Source organism: Myxococcus sp. MISCRS1 (assembly GCF_026626605.1).
Lineage (GTDB): Bacteria > Myxococcota > Myxococcia > Myxococcales > Myxococcaceae > Myxococcus > Myxococcus fulvus.
The window spans coordinates 10,703,049-10,726,728 of sequence record NZ_JAPNKB010000001.1 but is presented as its reverse complement, the minus strand read 5'-3'; the positions used below and the strand labels follow the sequence as shown (position 1 = coordinate 10,726,728).

Sequence of the window (23,680 nt, the reverse complement as noted above, 5' to 3'; positions counted from 1 at the left end):
GAAGGGTAAGTAGCAACTTAGGGGCCTTCTTTAGTCGCGGGTGAGTGCTCAATAAACAAGGGGACTGAAAAGCGTCTCCGCGGGTAGTCATGCCAAATCGACGCGAAATCGGATTTCTCCTTAAACCGAAAACGTAGGTACTCCGCAGAACCGGAGATGTGTGCTCTGGGAACAACTAGCAGTGCGCCACCTTCCGTCAGAGAAGGAATGCCGGAGAATTGAAAGGCACTTGGATGAAAAGCCTCTAGTTTTCGGCCGCGGTAATCCTGCATAATGGCAACACCTCGCCCAAACGAATCCACGCGTATGCCTGCAAAAAAGTAAACAGTAGGCATGAGTCCAGTAGACTCAAGACGCGCCAGGACATCGCTGATGGCTTTGCAGGCACTCTCGATTTCATCCCTGCTGGGGAAATCAACTCGCTTGTGCTCCAGTCGATTCCTAACGGAACTAACATTGGCCGCATCCAGTTTTTGAGTTGTTTCCCGCAGATCCTGGATGAGTGATTCGCGATCATTCTCAGATAGATTTAGCAGTTCTATCTTGTATCGAAACGGCAGTTGAAACAGCCTCTGCTTGTCATGGTACGAGGGCATTTCTGTAGCGGGCCTTCGCCACTGTTCCTGTGCGCCAAGTAGCTCAGCGCAAAGGTCCGCCAAAATTGAGAATCCCTGAATCAGAGGATAGAGGGTGTTCTTTCCAGAGCTCTCGAACTCAATTGCCCCGTCTGTCGTCTTTCTTCGGCCACTCAATCGTTTCGCCATGAATTCGCGAGCACCATCAAAACTGCATTGAAATCGACTGATGGCATAGTGGTCCTGCAGGAGCAACCAAGTGGAGAACGAGAGGCTGTAATCAAGCACCTCTTCAAGTGAAACGAAGAAGTTCACTGCCGCACTGCGAATGACCTCCCTGTCTCGCTCCGCGTAATCACTCTCCTGTCTGGTTGTCTCCAAAAGTCGCTCAAGGCGCTCCCAAAACAGGCGTTGATAAGACGGGAAGTTGTGGATGTTAAATCCGAGCTTCCACAAGATCTTATCTACAAGTCGATCTTCCTCCTGTCGATTCTGTGGCATTTGAAATGGACTGATCCTGAGGGCGTCAAACGTACGCCGCAGATAGACCGGGCCCGCCAGAAGTAGACTGGACACAACTTGCTTGGGCTCAGTTGAATGCACGTAGGCGTCAAGCTTGGAGCGAGCAGATTCTCCAGATACATGTCTTAGTTTCCAGGCAAGCTCCTCTGCGTCGCGCTGATCGCAAAAGACGTCGTCAATGATTCGCCGCAGGCGCGCCATTTCGATTTGCTGGTATTTGGGTGACACTCGAATGCCGAGCTGGGAGCACTCGCACGCCACGTCGAGCCAATTCCAAAGCGTTCGCTGTGTCGGAGATGAGCGTACCTCTGTCTCTGGGATTAGGATTATCCGCCTTGCGATTAGACTCTCGGCGCACTCAACAATATCCGCGTTCGGTGCGAGCATGATTAGCTGGAGAATTTCATCTATTTTAAGTCTGCTAGACACTTGCTCGGCCGAGCCGTCCGATGCTCGTCTGAGTCTCTTGTCTTTGGGTAGTCTAGGACGCAACACTCCGGCCTTGCATGTCAGAAGTTCCTTTAGTATTTGGCGCAGTTCGTTTTCAGAGAATGCGCTTCCCAGGAACCATGGCAGATCCTCAAGCGACAGGTCGTCATGATAATCAGGTGAATGGTCGATAAGGAGAGCGAGCCAGTCTCGCTCCGCTTCTTTGAAAATCTCAGCACGAATGTCGTCCAATGAACCAAGTAGACGGACAATCCGCCCGTCCGCGTCAGAGATCTCTATTGGGTGGAGCGATTCGCAAGAAGGATCAGAGCAATATCGGACTGGCACCGTTCCTACCGGCGGTGCGTATCTGTATTGGGCTGACTCAAGGACGCCGAGTGGTCCAATCAGCAGTGTTCCAATTTGAAAGACCCCGGTGGGAGTTTTTTGTAGCAGTTGAAGGGTTTGATCGTGCGACAGCTCCCCAGTGTGGTTGGGGAATAGCTCGAAGAATCTGTCGTGAAGAATCCGTCCAGACGCCCATGGAAGCTTTAGGTTGCCAGCCAGCAGGTGATTATGCAGCATTGCTTCAATGGCACTAACGTCGGTTTTATCGGGATCGACTAAGAGTTCATCGTGAAAGAGCATTATAAGCAGGGCGAGCGCGCGCTCATCGTCCGAGCTGTCTGCTTGATTTTCCGCTAGAGCAAGAAGGGCCTGCCTCCCTGTTGCCGTTGGCACTAGTTGCTGACTCAAACCAGGCGCGGGGCTAAGCGACTCAGTGAATATTCCTCGCTTATAGAATACGCTTATGGCGGCGATCTTCTGTGCTTGAGTCCGTGATTCTTGCCTGGGGAGGACTGTCGCCATGTCGAATGCTAGTTTTGACATATTGGGAGAGTACGCGATTCTGCTGGCTTTCGATAGCTCATGCAGCCCCTCAGCGCTGGGCATTGTGCGCATAGTCGCCAGGGTCTGGGTGACCCGCGCGGCGCACGGGGGACCCATGCCCACTGTGCCGGGCAAGTTGTGTGATGCATGGAGGAACTCATGGGTCCAGGGGGGAAGCGGTGAGCGTAAAGGTGGTTGTCGCGTGAGAGGCTTCAGCCGGCGTCCCTCACTTCCTGCAGAGGCAGGGTGAGGTTGGGCGCGGGGTTGAGGCGCACGGGCCCACCGGTGACCAGCCGCGTGTGCCGCGACTCCGTAACCGTCCGGTCAGCGACGTGGCGTGAGCGGTTGAAGATGGATGGGGTCCGTGCCCGACGGACGCCGCGACCGGCGGAGTGTTCAGGGACAGGGTGGGAGGTGTGACTTGGGCGGACCGGTAGCCTGCCTGCGCTTCCACTCGTGCGGCAGCAGCTCCGCGATGCGCGAGTTGGGGTGTGTCTGGACTCGGAGCAGGACGTCGACCAGGTACGTCTCGGGGTTGACCCCGTTGGCCTCGCAGGTGGCCACCAGGGCGTGGAGGCCCGCGAGGTTTTCACCCGCGGCCTCGTGCCCGACGAAGAGAAAATTCTTCCTGCCCAGGGCAGGTCCCCGTTCATTCTGCCCATGTCGGCGGGTCCGCCAGGGTGCAGTACCCCTGGCACCCGAGTTTCGGCACCGCCCTGCAGGTCGTCTATCAGCTCGGAGAGGCACACGTCAGCGGTTTGGCGCTCCTCGAACTTCGCTCCCTGCTCATCGCACTCGCGGAGAAACTGCCCTCCACGTCTCCCACCGAGGAGAAGGAGGAGCACTATGAGGAAGTCGCGTCCGACGCCACCCCAGCTGTCTTTGAGCCTCGCCCCATCCCCAACTCGACGGCCTCAACGGCGGCGCCCGCCACAAGGCGGTGCGCGCTCTGGCAACGCTCCTCCTGGAGGCAAGCGGCAAGGCTCCGCTGGGCGTGGGAAGGAAGGCCGGCGATGAGCCGCACTGAGCTTCCTCCGAGCGTCCTCGAACGCCGAGCTCTCATCTACGTGCGCCAGTCCACGGGCACCCAGGCGCAGGAGAACCTTGAGAGCCAGCGGCGGCAGTACGCGTTGGCCGACTTGGCTCGCGCCTACGGATTCAAGGACGTCGCCACCATCGATGATGACCTCGGCCGCTCGGCGAGCGGTACCGTCGCACGGCCCGGCTTCGAATCGCTCGTCTCGCAGCTGTGCCAAGGCAGTGTCGGTGCCGTCTTCTGCTTGGAGGCCTCACGCCTGGCGCGCAACGGGCGTGACTGGCACCTCCTGCTGGAGCTGTGCGGCATGGTGCAGGCACGCGTCGTGGACGAGGAAGGGGTGTATGACCCGAGCCATCCCAATGACCGCCTGCTGCTCGGCCTGAAGGGCACCATGAGCGAATTCGAGCTCATGGTCATCCGCCGCCGCATGGTGGACGCAGCGCTCGCGAAGGCACGGCGGGGCGAACTGCGCCTGCCCGTGCCCGTGGGTTATGTGTGGAAGCAAGAGACCGGGTTGGAGATGGACCCGGACCGCCGCGTGCAGGAGGCGGTGCGTGCCGTCTTTCGCCTATTTCAGCGACTGGGAAGCGCGCGTCAGGTGCTGCTCGCCATGCACCGCGATGAGATATCCTTTTCCAGGCCCGCGGACGGCAAGAGATCCACCTCGTTGCGCTGGGGAACTCCCGCCTACCGCAACATCCCCCTGTGTCAGGGAAGTTGTCGCCTCGGCGGATAGGCCGAGCTGAAGACGCCTTGGGGGCGAGAGCAGGCAGGACGCGGTGCCGTACACGGATGCATTCAAGACGCAGATGGTGAAGCGGATGGTGGGCCCGGGCTCGGTGAGCGCCGCGGCGCTGGCCCGGCAGGTGGGAGTGTCCCAACCGACGCTGTCGCAGTGGTTGCGCGAGGCGAATAGGGTGGCGGCGATGACGCCCCCGCCTGAAGAGAAGAAGCCCACCGCGCCCGTAGGGCCGAAGAAGTGGACGCCGGAGGAGAAGCTGCGCGTGCTGGCGGCAACCCAGGGGCTCACGGGCGAGGAGTTGGGCGCCCTCCTTCGCAGTGAGGGGCTGCACGAGGCGCAGCTGAAGGAGTGGCAGCAGGCCGCAGTGGGGGCGCTCTCGGGTGCCTCCACGGAGCCGCTGCCCGCCAAGGAGCGCAAGCGCCTGGCCGCCGCGGAGAAGCGAGTGAAGGAACTCGAGCGGGAGCTGCACCGCAAGGAGAGGGCGCTGGCCGAGACGGCGGCGCTGCTGGTGCTCGAAAAAAACTTCAGGCGATGGGGTGGGACGAGCGGCACCAGGAAGGCGAGGACGACGCAGCAGACGAGAAGAGCGAGAAGTGACGCTCACCCTCGTCGACGAGGCGCTGGCCAAAGGAGTGCGTCTGGAGGCTGTCTGCGAGCGGCTGGGCGTGGCTGCGCGCACCATTCAGCGCTGGAGGAAGCCCGAGACGGCGGAGGACCGGCGGTGCGGTCCACACACCCGGCCCGCCAACCGGCTTTCCGAGGTGGAGCGCCGCCGACTCCTCGCAGTGGCCAACAGCGAGGAATTCCGCGACGCCTCGCCCAAGCAGATTGTCCCCCGGCTGGCGGACCGGGGTGAGTACGTGGCCAGCGAGGCGAGCTTCTACCGGGTGCTGCGCGAAGCCGGGCAACTGGCCCACCGCGGCCATACCAGGGCGCCCACGCCCAGGCCCCGGGCCGAGCACACCGCCACCCGCCCCAACCAGGTATGGAGCTGGGACATCACCTACCTGAAGGGCCCGGTGAAGGGTGCCTTCCTCTACCTGTACCTGGTGGTGGACGTCTTCAGCCGCCGCGTCATGGGCTTCGCGGTGCACGAGGAGGAATCGTCCGAGCACGCCGCGGCCCTCATCCGTCGCTCCTGGCAGGAGGCGGGCTTTCCCGAGGGCCTGGTGCTGCACTCGGACAACGGCGGGCCGATGAAGGGTGCCACGCTACTGGCCACCCTGCAGTGGCTGGGCGTCACGCCGTCCTTCAGCCGACCCCGCGTCTCGGACGACAACGCCTTCTCCGAGGCCCACTTCCGTACACTGAAGTACCGCCCCAGCTTTCCCCTGAGGCCCTTCGCCTCCGCCGAGAACGCGCACGACTGGGTGACGCGCTTCGTGGACTGGTACAACATCGAGCACCGACACTCGGCCATCCGATTCGTCACACCCGACGACAGGCACTTCGGCCGCGAGACGGCGCTGCTGGCCCGACGCCACGGGGTGTACCAGCGTGCTCGAGCCCGTCACCCCGAGCGCTGGAGTCGAGGCACGCGCGATTGGTCACCGGTGGGGCCCGTCCGCCTCAACCCCGCGCCTGACCTCACCCTGCATCTGCAGGAAGTGAGGGACGCCGGCTGAAACCTCTCACGCGACAACTACCTTGACGCTCACCGGTACAGGGCCCTCGTCTCCCAGTGCTCGGCAGCGGTCCATCACGAACATCCACTGTTCCTCCTCCGCGTGCTCCAGCGACGTCTGGAACTTCGTGGTGCTGGCCTTCACCTCGAAGAAGGCCCAGCGGGGACTCGTGGGCGTGTGCTTGAGCTGCGCCGTGATGTCCACGCCGTTGCCGGTGTTGTTCTACACCGGCCCTCGGATGTCGAAGCCGAGCTGCTCCAGGAACTGCATCGCGATGCGCTCGCCGATGTCTCCAATCCAGCTGCTGTCCATGTAGGTGATGCTGTTGCACGGGCCAGGAGCGTCATCTGGGTGCCGCCGGTGACACGCGTCTCGCCCCAGGGGTATCGGACCGCGGTGACAGGTGCGCCCTGGGTGTACTTGTCGCTCCCGAAGCGGGGCATCGACACGCAGATGAGGTGCAGCTCGAACTCCTTTGAGCAAGGGGCATACCGGCTCAGCAGCCGTGGGATCCGGTAGGGCGCTGCACGCGCCCTGCGGCCCATGGAGACGCAAATGCGTCACGCGGTGACGCCCACGTGGGGCCCAGGGGACTGTCGATCAGCCCACACTCACGACACGGGGACTTCCCGCGCGGCCGGCTCGTGACGAGATCTGGGGGTCTATGAGGCTGGCCTCCATCATCCTGGGAATCTGCGTGACGGGCTGTGCGGCCCGTGGTGTGTCCTCGGCGCCCGAGAGTGCTCTGGCCGAGGGTGGCTCGGGGCGGGATGTCCTCGTGTTCGAGGGCATGTGTGATGCCTCGGGGGCCGTGGCCCTCGGCGGCTCGCTGTTCGTCGTGGGCGATGACGAGGACAACATCCTCCGCGTCTACGACGCTCGGCGCGGCGGTGCCCCCGTGCAGAGCGTGGACCTGTCTCCGGACCTGGAGCTGCCGGCCCACAAGAAGAAGCCTCCCGAGGCGGACATCGAGGCGGCGACGGGGCTCGGCACGTACTCGTTCTGGCTCACGTCCCACGGACGCAACAGCGCCGGCAAGAAGGCCCCCAGTCGGCTTCGTTTCTTCGCCACCGAGGAGGTCGACGGCAAGCCACGGCTCGTGGGCCGACCCTACACGCAGCTTCTCGATGACCTGCTCGCGGCGCCGCAGTTGTCGGGTCTCCGGCTCGCGGAGGCTGAGACGCTCGCGCCCAAGGCCGAGGGCGGGCTCAACATCGAGGGCATGACGGCGATGGCGGACGGCGCGTCCATCTACGTCGGCTTCCGCAGCCCCGTACCGCAGGGCAAGGCGCTCCTGGTGCCCGTGCTCAACCCCGTGCAGATGGTGCTCGAAGGGCAATCCGCGCGCGTGGGGGAGCCCCGCCTCGTGGACCTGGGCGGCATGGGCATCCGCTCGCTGTCCTGGTGGCACGGCCGGTACCTCATCATCAGCGGCGGCACGGATGGCTCGGGCACCTCGCGCCTGTTCACCTGGCTGGGCGGGGACGACGCGCCCGTGCTCGCGAGCACCGTCGACCTCGCGGGCTTCAACCCGGAGGCGTTCTTCACGCCCGAGGACGCGGAGGAGATCCTCCTGCTCAGCGACGACGGCACCGTCCCTGTCGATGGCACCGCGTGCAAGAAGCTGAAGGACCCGGCGAAGAAGCGCTTCCGCGGCGTCTGGGTGAAGCTCCCCGCGCAGGGCTGACCGCGTCGACGAAAAGCCGCGCGGGGCTCACCGTCCCGCATCGAGGGCGTGACCCAAGCACCTCGCTGAGGCTCCTTTGCTCGTGCCCGTGCGCGAGCGGCTGGCGCCAAGGCGGATCGCGTGTAGGCTCGTGGCGCCATGCAGCTCGCCATCCCTCATGCACCTCGGAAGGTCCGTCTGACGCAGGTCCCCGGCGCGGTGGGCCGCCTCGCGCGTGACGCCGTGCTCGGGCTGGCCTTCGTGGCGCTGCTCGGCGCGGTGGCCCTGTGGGCCGGCCGCCACTTCGTCGAGGAGCAGGGCTTCACCTCCCGCGCCGAGGAGGTCGATGGGACCATCGTCTCCACGCGGCTTCCTCCCGTCGATGCCCGCGTCGGCGCGGAGGCCACCCTGGAGGTGCTCTACACCTTCCAGGACGTGGAGCACTCCGTCTCCGGCGTCAGGACCTTCGCCGAGGACGCCGAGGGCCTCGGGAAGGGCGCGACAGTGAAGCTGCTGGTGGACCCCGCGGCTCCGGGGCAGCCCCGCGAGGAGCGCTTCGCCCGTTCGCAGGCCCTGCGCACCAACCTGGTCCCCTGGGGCGTGCTCCTCGGGCTGATCCTCGCGGGCATCTTCTTCACCCGAGAGGCGAAGCGGCTCGTGCGCTCCGAGGTGGAGCCCCTGCGCCTGGGCGCGCTGGTGTGGCTGACGCCGGACGGGCCGCTGCCGGAGGAGGGCGGCGAGGTCGTCTTCCCCGCGCATTACTTCCGTCAGGACGTGAAGATGGAGGTCCGCGCGCGGGTACGGCCGGGCAGGGCGCCCGTGCGCAACGGCACCAAGGTCCTCGCGGCGGTGGTGCCCCGGGAGCCCGGCTGGGCGCGGGTCATCGACCAGGACCTGGCCGGCGTGCTCGGGTGGCTGCGCTGACGAGCCCTCGGAGGGGGTCGAAAATTTGCCGGTGACGTGGGGCTGTGTGACACACGCCTGTAGCTCCCAGCCCGCCGGAGGTTCTTCATGTCCCCACGCCTTTTGCTCGCGCTGATCCTCCTGCTGCTCGTCCCGGGCACGGTGGGCGCCGCGAAGCGGAACGAGGCCGAGGACGCCTACCAGGGAGCCCGGCGCGCCTACTACGCGCTGAAGGACGACGCCGCCCGGCGCAAGCTGCGCCACCACTGGCTCAACGTCGTGCACAAGTTCCAGGCGGTGGCCAAGGCCCACCCCAAGTCGGACCGCGCCCCGGATGCCCTCTTCACCGCGGGCGAGCTGCTCCAGGAGCTCAGCCGCATCTCCTTCGTCGAGGAGGACCTCAAGGCCGCCATCGCGGACTACGACAAGCTGCGCACCGAATACCCCAAGCACCGGCTCGCCGATGACGCCGCCCTGGCGCTCGCGCGCATCCACGTCCACCGCACGGACCGCCCCGAGGAGGCCCGTCGCGTCCTGACCGAGATGCTCGCCGTCAACAGCAAGGGTGACCAGACGAAGGAGATGAAGGCGCTGCTCGCCTCGCTCCCCGCGTCCAAGGTCACGCCGCCCCCCGCGCGCAAGCCGACCCCCACGCCCGTCCCCGCGAAGGAGGACAAGGGCACCGCCGTGGCCCACGTCGAGACACCGGCCGAGAAGCCCGCGTCCGCGCTCGTCGGCGCCATCGAGAAGCTGGCCCGCGAGCCGTCCCCGATCATCCCCCGCCTGGACCCCACCACCCCCGTGGGCGGTGAGCCGTCCGGTGAGAGCAAGGGCGGCCTCGACGCCGCCGTCGCCTCGGCGCTGGCCGCCAAGGAGACCCAGAAGCCGGTGGAGACGACGAAGGTCGCGGCCGTGACGAAGCCCGTCGAGACCGCGCCGGTGGTGGACGTGAAGCCGTCCGCGCCGGTGGAGGTCGCCGCGTCGAAGTCGGAGACGCCTCGCGCGCAGGAGCGCCGCCCGGAGCCCGAGCCCGTCAAGGTCGCCGAAGCCCCGAAGGTCGAGCAGAAGAGCCCGGTCGAGCCCCCCAAGCCCATCACCCGTCCCGTCGACGACGAGGTCGCGCAGGCGCGCCTCAAGGCCGTGGCCAAGCAGTCGCGCCGCGCGGAGCTGACGCTGGCGGAGCAGCTCGGGCTCAAGGTCCGTCGCGTCATCATCGACCCTGGCCACGGCGGTCACGACACGGGCGCCATCGGCAAGGAAGGGACGCGCGAGAAGGAGGTGGCCCTGTCCATCTCCCTCAAGCTGGCGGACCTGCTGCGCGAGAAGGGCCTGGAGGTGGTGCTGACCCGCGAGGATGATCGCTTCATCCGCCTGGAGGACCGCGCGAAGTTCGCCAACACCGAGCGCGGTGATTTGTTCATCTCCGTCCACTGCAACGCGGCCACCAGCCGGAAGCTGCGCGGCATCGAGACGTACACGCTGAACACGTCCGCGGACCGCTACTCCATCCGCCTGGCCGCGCGCGAGAACGCGTCGTCGGAGAAGGGCATCAGTGATTTGCAGTTCATCCTCGCGGACCTGGCGACCAAGGCGAACACCGAGGAGTCCTCGCGGCTGGCGAACCAGGTGCAGCGCAGCCTGGTGACGGAGCTGTCCCGCAAGTACTCGGACATCAAGGGCCTGGGCCACAAGGAGGCGCTGTTCTACGTGCTGCTCGGCGTGAAGATGCCGGCCATCCTTGTGGAGACCGCGTTCCTGTCCAACGCGGAGGAGGAGAAGCGGCTGGCCTCGGGCGCGTACCAGACGGACGTCGCCAAGGCGATTGCGCACGGCGTGGAGGAGTTCCTCGGCGACCGCAACCGCGTGGCGAAGGTGGACTGACGCCTCAGTCCCGCGACAGCACCAGGCTCACCAGCGCACCCAGGCACGCCAGGGTCCGCACGTGATTCCAGGCCGTCCACTCCGACTGGTAGCGCGCCCAGTACGCCGGTGCCTCCGCGCTCTGTGCGGAGAGCCTCGCCAGCGCATCGTTGCGCGGGACGTTGAACCCGGCCGTCACCCCGAAGCAGCCCACCAGGTACAGCATGCCGCCCAGCAGTCGCAGGCGCGCGGCCGGCTGGGCCCAGGTGAACACCGAGCACACCACCAGCCCCGCGCAGGCGAGGGCGGTGGCCATGAACACCCCCAGGAACACGCTCGGCATCACGGCGGTGTTGATGCCTTGCATGGCGGCGATGCCCGTCGCCGGAGGCACTCGCTCCAGGCCCTTCATCACGAAGGTGGAGAAGGCGAAGAACACGCCCGCCATCAGGCCGCAGCCGAGCAGGGACGCCCACGTCAGGAGGGGCAGCAGGGTTTCGAGCATGGTGTTCACCGGAGCGTGGCGACGAAGTCCTCGAACCGCGTCGGGGTCGTGTTGTCGGGAGTCCTGCCCGCGCGAGGCTGGATGCGCCCCGTGTTGAAGGCTTGTGTCATCTCGACATAGAGCCCGGCGAACGTCTCGGAGATTCCGGCCTGCATGAGCGCCTGTTGCATCGCCTCGGGCGGGAGCTGCACGTAGTCGAGACCGGGGCGACCCAGTCGCTCCCCGAGGATGCGGGTGGCCTCGCGGTAGCTCAGGTCCCGGGGACCGAGCAGCTCGCGGACGACGACGCCCGTCCAGTCGCGTCGAACGAGCGCTCGGGCAGCGACCTCCGCGATGTCGCGTGACGCAATCATCGGCAGGGCGAGGTCCGGCGTGACGGAGTCCGCGTTGACGCCCTCATGCTCGATGACGGGGAGCGCGTCGAGGAAGTTCTCGAAGAAGGACACCGGACGCAGCAGCAGCACGTGCGTGTCCTTCAGCGTCCGGAGACGCTGCTCCTGCGCATGCAGCGTGGCGAGCAGACCCGTACCCTCGGCCAGGTCCGCGCCCAGGCTGCTCAGCGCGACGACGTGTCGCACGCCGCTGTCACGCAGCGCCTGGACGATGGCCTCGCCCTTGCGGCGCTGGGCTTCGTGGTAGCTCGCGGACTCGCGGTCCGTGGGGAGCAGCGTGTAGACGGCCTCGGCGCCACGGAAGGCCCGCGTCAGATACGCCGAGTCCTCCGAATCGCCCGCGAGCACCTTGGCGCCTTTCGCCGCCAGCTCGCCCAAGCGCTCCTCCGAGCGTCCCAGGGCCAGCACGTCCTGGCCCGCCTCCAACAACAGCTCCACCACCTTCTTGCCGGTGTTCCCGGTCGCTCCCATCACGGTCAGCATGTGTTCTCCCGGGGCCCGAGGCCCCACGGCATTGGCTTGCCTGGAGTCCAATATCGGGCCCAGGACCGGGACTCTCAATGACACCAAGTCGCTGGTTCATGCTCGTTCGTCCAGGAGGGGCTGGACTTGGAGGAGGGCAGGGCGCATCGTCACGACATGGCTGAACTCAGACCCCCGGTCGACGCGCTGGGCGAGGCGCTGCACTTCCTGCGGATGAGCGGCACGTTCTATTGCCGCTCGGAGCTGACGGCGCCGTGGGGGCTCGATCTGCCCGCGACGGAGGGGAGCCTCATGTTCCACGTCGTCACCACGGGACAGTGCTGGCTCGAGGTCGAAGGTGTGGAGGCGCGGCTGCTCCAGCCGGGCACGTTCGCGCTCGTGCCGCATGGCGCGGGACATCGATTGGTGCACGAGCGCGGCGGCCCCGCGCGCAGGCTCGAGGAGCTCTCCGAGGAGCTGGTGAGCGAGCGCTACTCCATCCTCCGGCACGGCGGCGGTGGCGCGCCCACGACGCTCATCTGCGGCGCCGTCCGGCTGGACCATCCCGCCGCGCGACACCTCATGTCCCTGTTACCGGGCATCATCCTGGTGGAGCCGTCCAACTCACCGCGCATGGACTGGCTCCAGAGCACGCTGCGCTTCATGGCCGCGGAGGCCCAGGAGCTGCGGCCCGGTGGCGAGACGGTCATCACGCGGCTCGCGGACGTGCTCGTGGTGCAGGCCCTGCGCGAGTGGATGGCGCAGGACTCCCAGGCGAAGTCAGGGTGGTTGGGCGCGCTTCAGGACCCCGACGTGGGCCGCGCGCTCGCGCTCATCCACCGCGAGCCCACGCGTCCGTGGACGGTGGCCTCGCTGGCGTCGAGCGTGGCCATGTCCCGCTCCGCGTTCTCCGCGCGCTTCACCCAGCGGGTCGGCGAGCCGCCCATGCACTACCTCGCGCGGTGGCGGATGTACGTCGCGCACTCGGCGCTCAAGGACGAGCGCCCCGGACTGGGGGAGCTCGCCACGCGCATGGGCTATCAGTCCGAGGCCGCGTTCAGTCGCGCCTTCAAGCGCTTCATGGGCGTGTCTCCCGGCGCGGTCCGGAAGACGGGCTCGCCCACGCTCCGGGCCTGAGGTCAAAGGCCGATGGCGCTCATCGGGATGCGGTACATGTCCCCGGTGCCATTGCCGATGCCCTGGAGGCTGGCGTCATCCCTGGGCGTGTCGAAGCGCTCGCCCACGTCTCCGGAGAACGGCCGCGTGCTGCTGAAGTAGAGCCACTTCCCGTCCGGCGACACGCTGTGGTTGTACTCGCTGTCGCGCGTGTTGATGCCCGCGCACAGCCTCCGCGCGGGCTCCCACTTGCCGTCGACCTTGCGGCTGAGGAACAGGTCATATCGGCCCAATCCATCGGGTCGGCGCAACGCACTGAAGATGAGGTAGCTCTCGTCCGGGGCGATCCACGGCTCCAGCTCGTGCATCGAGGAGTTGATGGCGGCCCCCAGGTTCTCCGGCGGTTGGTAGGCCCCGTCGACCCAGCGGGAGACCCACAGGTCGCTGCCTCCGTGCGTGCCCGGGAGGTCTCCGCCGAAGTAGAGGTTGCCGTTCGCGGCGACCGCCGGAGACCACTCGTCACGGCTCTTGTCGTTGACGGGCGCGGGCAGTCGGCGTGCGTCCTCCCACTCACCATCGGCGCCCAGGGACGCGGACCAGATGTCGTAGCTGGCGCGAGGCCCGGGCTCGCCCGGCTCGGGGCGGTCCGAGATGAAGAAAACCGTGCGTCCGTCCGGCGACAGATGCGGGTCCGCGTTGCTCCACTCCCTGGCGAAGCGCGGGAGCTCCGGCCGCGACCAACGTCCCTTGGCGTCGAGCCGCGTCTCGTACATCGTGAAGCGCTCGAAGGCGTCATCCGCGCGGCCGAAGAGCACGCGCCGCTGGTCCGGCGAGAAGGCCATGAAGAAGTCCCAGGCCCCGGTGGTGAAGAGGCCCGCGCCGTAGAGCTCCGGCGTGCAGCTGTCGGCGCGCTTCGCCGCGGTCATTCGCTCACCGCCTGGGTGCGCGCCGCACCCCAGGCCCAGCAATCCCAACGTCACCAGCACGCCGCGCATCGACCCCACCATGTGCCATTCCTCCTGACCGACGGTTCCGTCCCTCGGAGGTCGGAGTAGCATCGGCCCATGACGCGAAACTTTGGGAATGTTGCCGTGCTCCCCGAGCGCGCCCCCGGCTACCACGTGCTGGGGGAGGGCGAGGCGTTCGACGTCAGCGACTGCGTCTGTCGCGCGGGCTGCCACAGCCCCGTGGTCGAAGGCGCGCACGCGCGGGTCTGCGTCAGCGTCGTGCTGTCCGGAGCCTTCCACGCGCGAGGCCCCGAAGGGGACGCGGTGGTGGGGCCGGGCGCGCTGCTGCTCGGCAATCGCGCCGCGCCGTATGAGTTCCGCCACGTCGATGACGGAGGAGATCGCTCGCTCGTCATCGAGTGCTCGGACGCGATGCTGGACGAGGCCCTCCTGGGTTCGCGGGCGGAGGACACGCGCCCCTTCGAGCGGACGAGCGTCCCCGCGTCGCTCGGGTCGCTGGAGGCGGTCCTCCTGGCGCGGCAGGCCCTGGAGCCGGGCGACGCGGAGGAACTGCGCGAGGTGGTGCTGTCCGTGCTGGACGTCGCGCTGCGCCTGGGCGGTGCGCCCGCCGCGACACGGGTGGAGCTCTCCGAGCGACAGGCCCGAAGCGTGGCGCGCGTGCTGCGCTACCTCGAGGACCATGTCTCGGACGACTGCTCGCTGGAGACGCTGGCGAGCATCGCGGGGCTGACGCGCTTCCACTTCCTGCGCGTGTTCCGAGCGGTGACGGGACAGACGCCCCGGCAGTGGGTCATCGCCATGCGGTTGCGCCTGGCGGCGAATCTACTCAGGGCAAGTCGGACCCGGGTCACGGACATCGCACTGGAATCCGGCTTCGGTGACCTGTCCCATTTCACGATGAGCTTCACGCGAGCGTTCGGTATTTCACCTCGGGCCTACCGGGTGCGTGCACTTGAACGCGGGTGAATCCCCGCCTTGGAATCCATCGGCACCGGCGGGATGATTCCCGGGCACCCTTCGAGATGTGAGGATCCGTGGCGAACCGTGCCCCGTCGTTGGATGAGTCCGTGTCCCGCCTTTCCTCCTCGGACCCGCGAGGCGTGTCGGAGGCACTGGAGACGCTGGGCGACGCGCTCTGCGCGGAGGACCATCAGGTCCGTGAGCGGGTCGCGCGGCTGCTCCTGAAGGAGCTGGAGCGTCCGGAGGCGACGAAGGCCTATGCCCCCATCCTCCACCTGCTCCAGACGACCTGGTGGCCGCCGCCCGTGTCCCTGACGCAGCCCGCGATGGAGGCGGTGCTGTCCGCGGTGTCCCGCCTGGATGCGGAGGCGCCCGCGCTGGATGACGCCGCGCTGCTCGTGGCGAACCTGTACCGCATGGCGCCCTTGCCGCTGAGCGCGCTGGAGCAGGCGCTGGGGCACGAGCAGCCCTCCGTCCGACGCGTGGCCGCCGGCGTCGTGGGCCGCGTGGGCGAGTCCGCCGTGTCGCTGCTGCCGCGCCTGCTGACCGCGTTGGAGGATGTGGAGCCGGTGGCCGGGGCCGCGCTCGAGTCGCTCGGTTCGCTCGCGCCCGCGGCGCCGCGGCTGGCCGTGCCCGCGCTCGTGGACCAGGTGGGGCGCGCCGAGGGCACGCGTCAGTACCTGGCGCTGATGTCCCTGCGCAGCCTGCTGGAGGACGACCGCCGCGAGGGCCAGGCCGCGCCCGAGCTGGCCGCCCTGGAGCCCGTGCTGCTGAAGTCGGCCGAGGACCCGCAGGCGCCCATCCGGTTGGAGTCCGTGTCGTTGCTCGGACTGGGGCGACTGTCCTCGCTCGCGACGGTGGCCACGCTGCGCAGGCATCTGCTGGACGAGAGCCCTCGTGTGGCCGCCAGCGCCGCGGTGGCGCTGCTGCGGGTCGGCGCGCCTCCGCTGGAGGCCGCCACGCTGCTGTCGACGCTGCTCACCTCGGAGGACTCGGAGAAGGACACGGCGGCGCTCACCGCGCTGGAGGGCGTGGAGTCCGCCACGCTCGGGCGCATCCGGGACTCGCTGGAGCAGGCCGCGAACAAGGCGAAGGGGCTGGTCGCCGAGGCCATCCGCGAGCTCCTGCTGGCCTGAGATATTTCCGGAAATTCGCAGAATCCTGCTTCAAGTCCTCCGCGTGAAGTGATGGAGTCCCGGGTCGCAGCGCCCGGCGTGTGTCCGCGACCGACCGGCCGGGAATCACCCGTGGTCGTGGGGGCGAACGTCATGCGCCAGCAAGCGATTCTTCGTGTCGTGGTGGGCAGTGCCTCGCTGTGCCTGGGAGGCTTCAGTGATGCGGCGTGGGCCGGTGGGCCGACCGCGGAGCCCGCCAGCAGTACCAGTGCCGCGCGTCCTCGGACGTTGGATGAGGCGCTGCTCGAGGTGGAGCGCTCGGCGCCGGGCTTCGCCGGCATGTACCACGATGAGAAGGGGCGCCTGGTGGTGCGGCTGGTGAATGCCTCCGCGGCCCCGGCGGCGCGCGGTGCCATCACCTCCGTGTTCGGCGTGGACAAGATTCCCTCGGCGGGCTTGGTGACGGAGCCGGCGACGCGGACGTTCTCCCAGCTGAAGGCGATTCAGGAGCGACTCACGCCGGAGGTGCTCGCGCTGCCGGGCGCCGTCTTCACGGACGTGGACGAGAAGTCGAACCGCGTGGCCATCGGCATCGAGCGCGCCGAGTCGCGTGCCCGCGTCGAGTGGACGCTCGGGCGGCTGGCGGTGGACCGCGACGCGGTGGACGTGGTCGAGGTGGGCCCGGTCCGTCCCGCCAGCGTGCAGAGCGGGTGGACGCCCGTGGCGGGCGGACTTCAGATTGAAACGCCGGGCAAGTACTGCACGCTGGGCTTCGCGGCGCTGCAAGGCGGGACGCTGGGCTTCGTGACCAACTCCCATTGCACCACGGTGCAGGGTGGCGTGGAGTCGACCCTCGCCTATCAGGCCGTGTACCCGTGGCAGGTGGGGACGGAGACGACGGACCCGTTCTACGCGACGGGAGGCAGCTGTCCCGCGGGGCGTCGTTGCCGCTACAGCGACAGCGCCTTCTTCCGCGCGGATGCGGCCATCAGCTCCCGCGTGGTGCAGACGCCTGGGGCGTTCAACCTGAACATCTCCGCCTGGAATGAGGTGACGGGGAAGGTGCTCTATCCGTCGCAGGGGCAGACGGTGTTCAAGACGGGCCGGACCTCGGGCACCACCAGCGGCACCATCCAGTGGGCCTGCGCCACGGTGAACGGCGGCGGAGTGCCCGACACGTTCTACTGCAACTACATCGCGACCAGCGGCGCGCAGAACGGCGCGGGCGGTGACAGCGGCTCTCCCGTGTACGTCTTCACCGCCAATGGCGTGGCGCTGACGGGCCTCATGTGGGGCGCGGGCTCCAACCCCTGGAACTTCGCCTTCGCGCCGCTGGGCGGTGTGGAGTTCGAGCTGGGCATCGTCCCGTACTGCTGGGGCAACGTGGGCTGCTGAGCCCCCGGAACGACACGGGCCCGGGACGTCCTTTCACGGACGTGGCCCGGGCCCGTGGACCCTTCATCGACGCGTGACGCGAGGACTCAGCGAGGGCGCTTGCTCTCCTGGAACGTGACCTCGAGCGGCAGCTCCTTGCCATCGCGAATCACGCGGGCCTCCACCGTCTCACCGGGCTTGGAGGCGTTGAGGACGAACATCAGGTCCTCCACGCCGCCGATGACGTGCTTGCCCAGCTTCACCAGGACGTCGCCGCGCAGCATGCCGGCCTGGTCCGCCGCGCCGCCCGCGCGCACGCCCGCAAGCAACATGCCCTTCAGTCCGTTCGGCGGGCCCGCGTAGTCCGGCACCGTGCCGAGCGACGCGTTGAAGCTGCGCATGTCTCCGCGCGGCGTGGGGGAGGGGACCTTGCGGTACGTCAGCGTGGTGGCGCCATCCAGGCCCAGCGCGACCACGGACGCGACCTGCGCCACCTGCGCGGTGCCCACGGCGTTGAGCCCCTCCACCGTGTCGGAGGGCTTGTGGTAGTCCGTGTGCGTCCCCGTGAAGAAGTGCAGCACCGGCACGCCCGACGCGTAGAAGGGCGAGTGGTCGCTGGGGCCGTAGCCATCACCGCTCGGGTTGCACGCGACGCGCGCCTCGGCGCACGCGCGGGTGAGCAGCGGGGCCCACTCGCTCGCGGACTCGGCGCCCAGCACGGAGAGTCCACCGGAGCGCAGCCGGCCCACCATGTCCAGGTTCAGCATCGCGGCCACCTGCTTCATGCCCGCGTCGCCCCGCTGACGGGTGAAGTGCGTGGAGCCCAGCAGGCCCGACTCCTCACCCGAGAAGGCCAGGAACAGCACGTCGCGCTTCAGCTCGGCGCGGCGCTCCTTCAGCGTGCGGGCGATCTCCAGCAGGCCCGCGACGCCCGAGGCGTTGTCATCCGCGCCGACGTGCGGCTCGTGCCGGTCCGGCGTCAGCGAGCCCCGGCCACCGAAGCCCAGGTGGTCATAGTGCGCGCCCACCACGATGACGCCGGGCGCCTTGCCCTCGCCAGCCTCCAGCAGGCCCGCGACGTTGAACGCCGAGCGCTGCTCGACCTCCAGCTTCACGCCGACCGCCGCGTCCACGCGCTGGCCCTTGGTGAGCGGGGCCCACACCGGCTCCAGCGCCGCGCGCTTCACCACGACGACCGGCAGCCCCGCGTCGCCGGGACCCTCGGGGTGCAGCGCGGGCAGCGTCGCCTCGGGCGGCATCTGCCACTCCTTGGGCGTGGGCGTCGGAGCCTGCGGCCAGTCCACCACGATGAGCGCCTTCGCGCCCCGCTGCGCCGCCTGCCACGCCTTGTAGCGGAGGTCACCGAAGCGCCGCTGCTTGTCCGTGTCGGCGAACGCCGCCGTGTCCGGGACGAAGCGCCGCACCACGACGATCTTCCCCTTCACCGACAGCTTCGCGTAGTCGTCCACGGAGAGCGACGGCTCGACGATTCCGTAGTTGGCGAACACCAGCGCGCCCTGCGCCTGCTGCTGCGCGGAGAAGCCGAGCACGCTGAACGCGTCGCCCGTCAGCGCCGTCTTGCCGATGCGCACCTCGGTGCCGACGACGGGCTTCACCGCGGTGACGACGGGGAACGCCTGACGGAAGGAATCCGAGTCCCCCGCGGGCTTCAGGCCCAGCTCCTGGAAGCGCTTTTCGATGTAGCCGCCGGCGGCCTCGATGCCATCCGTGCCGATGCCGCGGCCCTCGCGCTCGGACGCGGCCAGCCAGGTGACGTCCTGACGGACGCGGTCCGCGGCGGACGCGGTGGTGGACACGGGCTTCGCGTCCTCGACCCACCGGGCGATGAACAGGTTGGTGTCGCTCTTGCCCGGCGCGGTGGCGCGGTTGCTGGAGAACGCCAGCCACTTGCCGTCCGGCGAGAACATCGGGAAGCCATCGAAGCCCGGCGCGTGGGTGATGCGCTCCAGGTTGGAGCCGTCGATGTCCACCGCCCAGATGTCGAACTCACGGCCCTTCGGGTCGCCGTGGTTGGACGAGAACAGGATGCGCCGGCCGTTGGGGTGGAAGAAGGGCGCGAAGGCGGCGCCGTTCAGCCAGGAGATCTGCCTGGCCTCGGAGCCGTCCGCGTTGGCCACGTACAGCTCCAGCTTCGTCGGCCGCACCAGCCCCTTGTCGAGCAGGGCCTTGTAGTCGTCCAGCGCCTTGCCGGGCGCCGGCCGCGACGCGCGCCAGACGATCTTGGAGCAGTCCGCGTTGAAGAACGCGCCGCCGTCATAGCCGGGCGTGTGCGTCAGCCGCTTCACGTTCTTCCCGTCGCGGTCCATCCGGTACAGCTCCAGGTCTCCATCCCGCACGGACGTGAAGAGGATGGAGCCGTCCTTCGCGCAGACCGTGCCCTCGGCGTCGTAGCCCGGCGTCTGGGTCAGCCGCGTCAGGCCCGAGCCATCCGCGTTCGACTTGAAGACGTCATACGAGTCGTAGAGGGCCCAGACGTAGCCCATCGAGTGGTCCGGCTTGGGAGGGCACGCGGCGCCGCCCAGGTGCGTGGACGCGTAGATGACCTCCTGGTCCCCGGGCAGGAAGTGCGCGCACGTGGTGGCGCCCTCGCCGCTGGAGACGGGGGACACCTTGGCGGCCGCGCCGCTCGCCGGGTCCACCTCCATGCGGTAGATGCGGTCGCACCCCATGCCCTCGTGACGGGCCTGGAGCGAGAGCTGCTTGCCATCGAAGGACCAGTACGCCTCCGCGTTCTCACCGCCGAACGTCATCTGCCGCAGGTCCGCCAGCCGGACCTCTTCCGGCAACGCGGGAACCTGCGACGCGGTGGAGTCCGAGCCCGGTGCAATGGTGCTCGAGGAGGTGGCGCACGACGTCAGTGCCAGTAAGGACAGGAGTGAACGCTTCATGGGGCGCGACCATGTCAAAGGCCGCGCCCACACTCAACGTTCCGCCCCGGTTTCGTGAAGCGTCCCTACTGGAGCACCGCGAGCAGGTCACCGCCCTGGACCGCGGCCTTCAGCGTGGTGGCCACCTCCGCGATGGTGCCCGCGCGAGGCGCGCGCACCACCGTCTCCATCTTCATCGCCTCCAGCGTGACGAGCGGCGCGCCCGACTCCACGCTGGCCCCGGCCTTCACGTGCACCGCGATGACCGTGCCCGGCATGCTCGCGGCGACGTGGTTGGGGTTGGCGCGGTCCGCCTGCCGACGGGCCTCCACGCGCGCGGCGCGGCTCCGGTCTCGCACCTGCACCGTGCGGTTGTGGCCGTTGAGCGCGAAGTAGACGGTGCGCAGGCCGTCCTCGTCGGGCTCGCCCACCGCGGACAGGCTGATGACCAGCGTCTTGCCCGGCTCCAGGTCCACCCAGATCTCCTGGCCCACCTCCATGCCGTAGAAGTAGTTCGGCGTGTCGAGGATGGACACGTCCTCGAACCGGCCCGCGTCGTCCAGGTACCCGGCCATCACGCGCGGGTAGAGCGCGCTGGAGATGGCGTCCGCGTGGGAGATGGGCTGGCCCGTCTTCTTCGCCAGCTCCGCGCGCAGCGCCTCCAGGTCCAGCGCCGGCATGCTGGCCGACGGGCGGCCCTCCACGCGCGGCAGGCCCTTGAGCACCGCGGCGCGAAGGTCCTCGGGGAAGCCGTTGGGCGGCTGGCCCAATTCGCCGCGGAAGTAGCCCACGACGCTGGAGGGGAAGTCGAGCCGGGGCGCCTCGGCGATGAGCTTCTGGTGGGTGAGCGTGGCGGCCTCCGCGAGCGTGGCCGCGCGCACCATCAGGTCGTTCTTCAGGAGGAAGATGGCGAAGTCGCCCACCATCTTCGACGACGGCGTCACCTTGGGGATGTCCCCCACCAGCACGTTGACCAGCGCGAACGCGTCCTTCACGTCGTTCCACCGGCTCAAGAGCCCCATCTCCGCCACCTGCGGCCGGAGGTTGGAGTACTGACCGCCCGGAATCTCGTGGTAGTAGACCTCGCTCGTCGTGCTCTTGAGGCCGCTCTCGAAGGGGGCGTAGTACTCGCGCACGTCCTCCCAGTAGTTGGCGAGCGGCTGCAGGCGCGCGTTGGCCAGGCCCGTCTCGCGTGGGTGGCCGCGCAGGGCGCTGACCAGCGCGTTGAGGCTGGGCTGGCTGGTGATGCCCGCCATGCTGCCCAGGGCCACGTCGACGATGTGCACGCCGTGCTCGATGGCCTCCAGGTAGCTGGCGACGCCGTTGCCCGCGGTGTCGTGCATGTGCAGGTGGATGGGCAGCTTCGTCACCTCGCGCAGGCGGTCCATCAGCATGGCCGCGGCGCGGGGGCGCAAGAGGCCCGCCATGTCCTTGATGCACAGGAAGTGGGCGCCCGAGTCCTCGATGCGCTTCGCCAGGTCCGCGTAGTAGTCCAGCGTGTACTTCTTGCGCTTGGGGTTGGCGACGTCGCCCGTGTAGCAGATGGCCACCTCCGCCACCTTGCCCGTCTTGAGCACGCGCTGGATGGACACCTCCATGCTGCCCAGGTCATTGAGGCTGTCGAAGATGCGGAAGACGTCCACGCCCGCCTCGGCCGCCTCGTCGATGAAGGCCTCCACCACGTTGTTCGGATAGCTGGTGTAGCCCACGGCGTTGGCGCCGCGCAGCAGCATCTGGAGGAGCAGATTGGGCGCGGCGGCCTTGAGCGAGCGCAGCCGCGCCCACGGGTCCTCGTTGAGGAAGCGGTACGACGTGTCGAACGTGGCGCCGCCCCAGCTCTCCAGGCTGAACAGCTCCGAGGCCAGGTGCGCGGTGGCCGGCGCCACGCGCAGGATGTCGCGCGTGCGCATGCGCGTGGCCAGCAGCGACTGGTGTGCGTCCCTCATGGTGGTGTCCGTCAGGAGCACGCGCTTCTGCGCGAGCACCCACTCGGCCAGCCCCCGGGGGCCCTTCTCCGCGAGGATCTGCGCGGTGCCCTTCGGCACGGGGCCGGGTGGCGCCACCGGCACGCGGGGCTCCATGAACTGGGTGGGCTTGAGTCGCTGGTGCTTCTTGATGGTGGGGTGGCCGTTGACGATGACCTCGGCCAGGTACGTGAGCAGCTTGCTCGCGCGATCCCTGCGCGGCGTGAGCTGGAACAGCTCCGGCGTCTCGTCGATGAAGCGCGTGTACGTCTCACCGGCCTGGAAGGCGGGGTGGCGCAGCACGTTCTCCAGGAAGGGCAGGTTGGTCTTCACGCCGCGGATGCGGAACTCGCGCAGCGCGCGCTGGCCCTTCATCACCGCGCCTTCGAAGGTCGGCGCGTAGGCGATGACCTTCACCAGCATGGAGTCGTAGAACGGCGAGATGTGCGCGTTGGTGTAGCCGTTGGAGCCGTCCAGGCGGATGCCGAAGCCGGTGGCCGCGCGCCACGCGGTGATGATGCCCGCGTCCGGCATGAAGTTGTTGGACGGGTCCTCCGTGGTGACGCGCAGCTGCACCGCGTAGCCGCGCGGCTGCAGCGACGCCTGCGAGGTGATGCCCACCTCGGGTGAGCCGAGCGCGTAGCCCTCCGCGATACGGATCTGGCTCTGCACCAGGTCCACGCCCGTCACCTGCTCGGTGACGGTGTGCTCCACCTGGAGCCGCGCGTTGCACTCGATGAAGTAGAAGTGGCTGTCGGAGACGAGGAACTCCGCGGTGCCCGCGCTGCTGTAGCCCGCCTCGCGCGCCAGCCGCACCGCCGCGTCGCAGATGGCGCTTCGCAGGGCAGGGGCCAGGTTGGGCGCGGGGGCGATCTCGATGACCTTCTGGTGCCGGCGCTGCACCGAGCAGTCGCGCTCGTGCAGGTGGACCAGGCCGCCATGGAGGTCACCGAGCAGCTGCACCTCGATGTGGCGCACCCGCTCCAGGAACTTCTCCAGGAACACCGCCGAGGAGCCGAAGGCGCTCTGGGCCTCGGAGCGCGCGGACGTGAGCGCCGCCTCCAGCTCCTTCTCCTCGCGCACCACGCGCATGCCGCGCCCGCCGCCGCCGTGGGCCGCCTTCACCAGCACCGGGCCGCCGTGCTCCTGGAAGAACCGGCGCGCCTGGGCGAGCACGCTCGCGTCGTCGCCCTCCAGCGTGGTGCCCGGCACGGTGGGCACGCCGACCTGCTTCGCCAACTGCTTGGCGGCGACCTTGTCGCCCATGGTCCGCACGACGGCGGAGGTGGGGCCGATGAAGCGGATGCCCCGGCGCTCACAGGCCTCGGCGAACGCGGCGTTCTCCGACAGGAAGCCGTAGCCGGGGTGGATGGCGTCCACGCCGGCGCGCTCGGCCACGTCGAGGATTTCGTCGATGCCCAGGTAGGCCTCCACGGGGCGCTTGCCTCGGCCCACCAGGTAGGCCTCGTCCGCCTTGTGGCGGTGCTCGTGGGTGCGGTCCTCGTCGCTGTAGATGGCGACGGTCCGGATGCCGAGCTCGTTGCAGGCCCGGAACACGCGGATGGCGATCTCGCCGCGGTTGGCGCACAGCACTTTCTGGATGGGTCGGATGGAAGAGGGAGCCATGGCTTGGGTCCAGGGGATAGGGCGCCTGGGGGGCCCGGTGCAACCGGTCCGAGGGCGG

16 protein-coding genes and 1 pseudogene are annotated in these 23,680 nt (G+C 68.2%); 9 read left to right on the top strand and 8 right to left on the bottom strand.

Annotated features, from left to right (window positions below; all coding sequences use genetic code 11):
* Positions 1 to 17 precede the first annotated feature (17 nt).
* Together OWM54_RS42615 and OWM54_RS42610 are read right to left on the bottom strand one after the other, a co-directional pair.
* Positions 18 to 2,396 carry a hypothetical protein gene (locus OWM54_RS42615; RefSeq protein WP_267701044.1) on the bottom strand — a complete coding sequence of 793 codons (2,379 nt, stop codon included), beginning with the start codon at positions 2,394 to 2,396 and terminating at the stop codon, positions 18 to 20.
* Positions 2,397 to 2,813: 417 nt separating this feature from the next.
* Positions 2,814 to 3,065, bottom strand: a pseudogene (locus OWM54_RS42610) (transposase domain-containing protein); the annotation flags it as partial.
* Between the two features lie 365 nt (positions 3,066 to 3,430).
* Here OWM54_RS42610 and OWM54_RS42605 point away from each other — a divergent pair.
* Together OWM54_RS42605 and OWM54_RS42600 are read left to right on the top strand one after the other, a co-directional pair.
* The gene (locus OWM54_RS42605; protein WP_267701043.1) at positions 3,431 to 4,192 is read left to right on the top strand and encodes a recombinase family protein; all 762 of its coding nucleotides are present in this window, start codon (positions 3,431 to 3,433) and stop codon (positions 4,190 to 4,192) included.
* A 43-nt stretch (positions 4,193 to 4,235) separates the two neighbouring features.
* Positions 4,236 to 5,823, top strand: a protein-coding gene (locus OWM54_RS42600; RefSeq protein ID WP_420715369.1) for an IS3 family transposase whose coding sequence is annotated in 2 segments (ribosomal slippage) — positions 4,236 to 4,714 and positions 4,713 to 5,823 — 1,590 coding nt in all. Because the reading frame shifts where the segments join, the coding sequence is not laid out codon by codon here.
* Positions 5,824 to 5,829: 6 nt separating this feature from the next.
* On the opposite strand, the gene OWM54_RS42595 is transcribed toward OWM54_RS42600, so the two are convergent.
* Positions 5,830 to 6,027 carry a hypothetical protein gene (locus OWM54_RS42595; protein WP_267701042.1) on the bottom strand — a complete coding sequence of 66 codons (198 nt, stop codon included), beginning with the start codon at positions 6,025 to 6,027 and terminating at the stop codon, positions 5,830 to 5,832.
* Positions 6,028 to 6,487: 460 nt separating this feature from the next.
* Here OWM54_RS42595 and OWM54_RS42590 point away from each other — a divergent pair, with 460 nt between their 5' ends.
* The 3 genes from OWM54_RS42590 (at position 6,488) to OWM54_RS42580 (ending at position 10,273) form a co-directional block, all read left to right on the top strand.
* Entirely contained in the window at positions 6,488 to 7,510 is a 1,023-nt protein-coding gene (locus OWM54_RS42590; protein ID WP_267701041.1) for a DUF3616 domain-containing protein, read from the top strand.
* Positions 7,511 to 7,648: 138 nt separating this feature from the next.
* On the top strand, positions 7,649 to 8,413 hold the full coding sequence (locus OWM54_RS42585) for a DUF3592 domain-containing protein (RefSeq protein ID WP_223748654.1): 765 nt from the start codon (positions 7,649 to 7,651) through the stop codon (positions 8,411 to 8,413).
* Positions 8,414 to 8,500: 87 nt separating this feature from the next.
* Positions 8,501 to 10,273 carry an N-acetylmuramoyl-L-alanine amidase gene (locus OWM54_RS42580; protein WP_267701040.1) on the top strand — a complete coding sequence of 591 codons (1,773 nt, stop codon included), beginning with the start codon at positions 8,501 to 8,503 and terminating at the stop codon, positions 10,271 to 10,273.
* Positions 10,274 to 10,277: 4 nt separating this feature from the next.
* On the opposite strand, the gene OWM54_RS42575 is transcribed toward OWM54_RS42580, so the two are convergent.
* Positions 10,278 to 10,757, bottom strand: a complete 480-nt coding sequence (locus OWM54_RS42575) for a DUF1772 domain-containing protein (protein WP_223748652.1) — start codon at positions 10,755 to 10,757, stop codon at positions 10,278 to 10,280.
* A 5-nt stretch (positions 10,758 to 10,762) separates the two neighbouring features.
* On the bottom strand, positions 10,763 to 11,632 hold the full coding sequence (locus OWM54_RS42570; RefSeq protein ID WP_223748651.1) for an NAD(P)H-binding protein: 870 nt from the start codon (positions 11,630 to 11,632) through the stop codon (positions 10,763 to 10,765).
* 156 nt (positions 11,633 to 11,788) lie between these two features.
* Here OWM54_RS42570 and OWM54_RS42565 point away from each other — a divergent pair, with 156 nt between their 5' ends.
* The gene (locus tag OWM54_RS42565) at positions 11,789 to 12,748 is read left to right on the top strand and encodes an AraC family transcriptional regulator (protein ID WP_223748650.1); all 960 of its coding nucleotides are present in this window, start codon (positions 11,789 to 11,791) and stop codon (positions 12,746 to 12,748) included.
* 2 nt (positions 12,749 to 12,750) lie between these two features.
* On the opposite strand, the gene OWM54_RS42560 is transcribed toward OWM54_RS42565, so the two are convergent.
* Entirely contained in the window at positions 12,751 to 13,734 is a 984-nt protein-coding gene (locus OWM54_RS42560; RefSeq protein WP_223783266.1) for a Xaa-Pro aminopeptidase, read from the bottom strand.
* An 84-nt stretch (positions 13,735 to 13,818) separates the two neighbouring features.
* Between OWM54_RS42560 and OWM54_RS42555 the strand changes: the two genes are divergently transcribed.
* From OWM54_RS42555 to OWM54_RS42545, 3 genes are all read left to right on the top strand, one after another.
* Positions 13,819 to 14,661: a helix-turn-helix domain-containing protein gene (locus OWM54_RS42555; RefSeq protein WP_267701039.1), complete on the top strand. Its 843-nt coding sequence runs from the start codon at positions 13,819 to 13,821 to the stop codon at positions 14,659 to 14,661.
* Between the two features lie 101 nt (positions 14,662 to 14,762).
* Positions 14,763 to 15,791, top strand: coding sequence for a hypothetical protein (locus OWM54_RS42550; RefSeq protein ID WP_223748647.1), 1,029 nt, complete (start codon positions 14,763 to 14,765; stop codon positions 15,789 to 15,791).
* Between the two features lie 132 nt (positions 15,792 to 15,923).
* Positions 15,924 to 17,165: a hypothetical protein gene (locus OWM54_RS42545; RefSeq protein WP_267701038.1), complete on the top strand. Its 1,242-nt coding sequence runs from the start codon at positions 15,924 to 15,926 to the stop codon at positions 17,163 to 17,165.
* Positions 17,166 to 17,251: 86 nt separating this feature from the next.
* Here OWM54_RS42545 and OWM54_RS42540 read toward each other — a convergent pair whose 3' ends face one another.
* The gene (locus OWM54_RS42540; RefSeq protein ID WP_267701037.1) at positions 17,252 to 20,053 is read right to left on the bottom strand and encodes a M20/M25/M40 family metallo-hydrolase; all 2,802 of its coding nucleotides are present in this window, start codon (positions 20,051 to 20,053) and stop codon (positions 17,252 to 17,254) included.
* A gap of 65 nt (positions 20,054 to 20,118) precedes the next feature.
* The gene (locus OWM54_RS42535; RefSeq protein ID WP_267701036.1) at positions 20,119 to 23,622 is read right to left on the bottom strand and encodes a pyruvate carboxylase; all 3,504 of its coding nucleotides are present in this window, start codon (positions 23,620 to 23,622) and stop codon (positions 20,119 to 20,121) included.
* Positions 23,623 to 23,680 lie beyond the last annotated feature (58 nt).

Excerpts from the sequence above, each read along its gene's own strand:
- OWM54_RS42615 (WP_267701044.1), bottom strand. The coding sequence starts at position 2,396 with ATGGCGACAGTCCTCCCCAGGCAAGAATCACGGACTCAAGCACAGAAG.
- OWM54_RS42605 (WP_267701043.1), top strand. The coding sequence starts at position 3,431 with ATGAGCCGCACTGAGCTTCCTCCGAGCGTCCTCGAACGCCGAGCTCTC.
- OWM54_RS42590 (WP_267701041.1), top strand. The coding sequence starts at position 6,488 with ATGAGGCTGGCCTCCATCATCCTGGGAATCTGCGTGACGGGCTGTGCG.
- OWM54_RS42585 (WP_223748654.1), top strand. The coding sequence starts at position 7,649 with ATGCAGCTCGCCATCCCTCATGCACCTCGGAAGGTCCGTCTGACGCAG.
- OWM54_RS42580 (WP_267701040.1), top strand. The coding sequence starts at position 8,501 with ATGTCCCCACGCCTTTTGCTCGCGCTGATCCTCCTGCTGCTCGTCCCG.
- OWM54_RS42575 (WP_223748652.1), bottom strand. The coding sequence starts at position 10,757 with ATGCTCGAAACCCTGCTGCCCCTCCTGACGTGGGCGTCCCTGCTCGGC.
- OWM54_RS42570 (WP_223748651.1), bottom strand. The coding sequence starts at position 11,632 with ATGCTGACCGTGATGGGAGCGACCGGGAACACCGGCAAGAAGGTGGTG.
- OWM54_RS42565 (WP_223748650.1), top strand. The coding sequence starts at position 11,789 with ATGGCTGAACTCAGACCCCCGGTCGACGCGCTGGGCGAGGCGCTGCAC.
- OWM54_RS42560 (WP_223783266.1), bottom strand. The coding sequence starts at position 13,734 with ATGGTGGGGTCGATGCGCGGCGTGCTGGTGACGTTGGGATTGCTGGGC.
- OWM54_RS42545 (WP_267701038.1), top strand. The coding sequence starts at position 15,924 with ATGCGCCAGCAAGCGATTCTTCGTGTCGTGGTGGGCAGTGCCTCGCTG.
- OWM54_RS42540 (WP_267701037.1), bottom strand. The coding sequence starts at position 20,053 with ATGAAGCGTTCACTCCTGTCCTTACTGGCACTGACGTCGTGCGCCACC.
- OWM54_RS42535 (WP_267701036.1), bottom strand. The coding sequence starts at position 23,622 with ATGGCTCCCTCTTCCATCCGACCCATCCAGAAAGTGCTGTGCGCCAAC.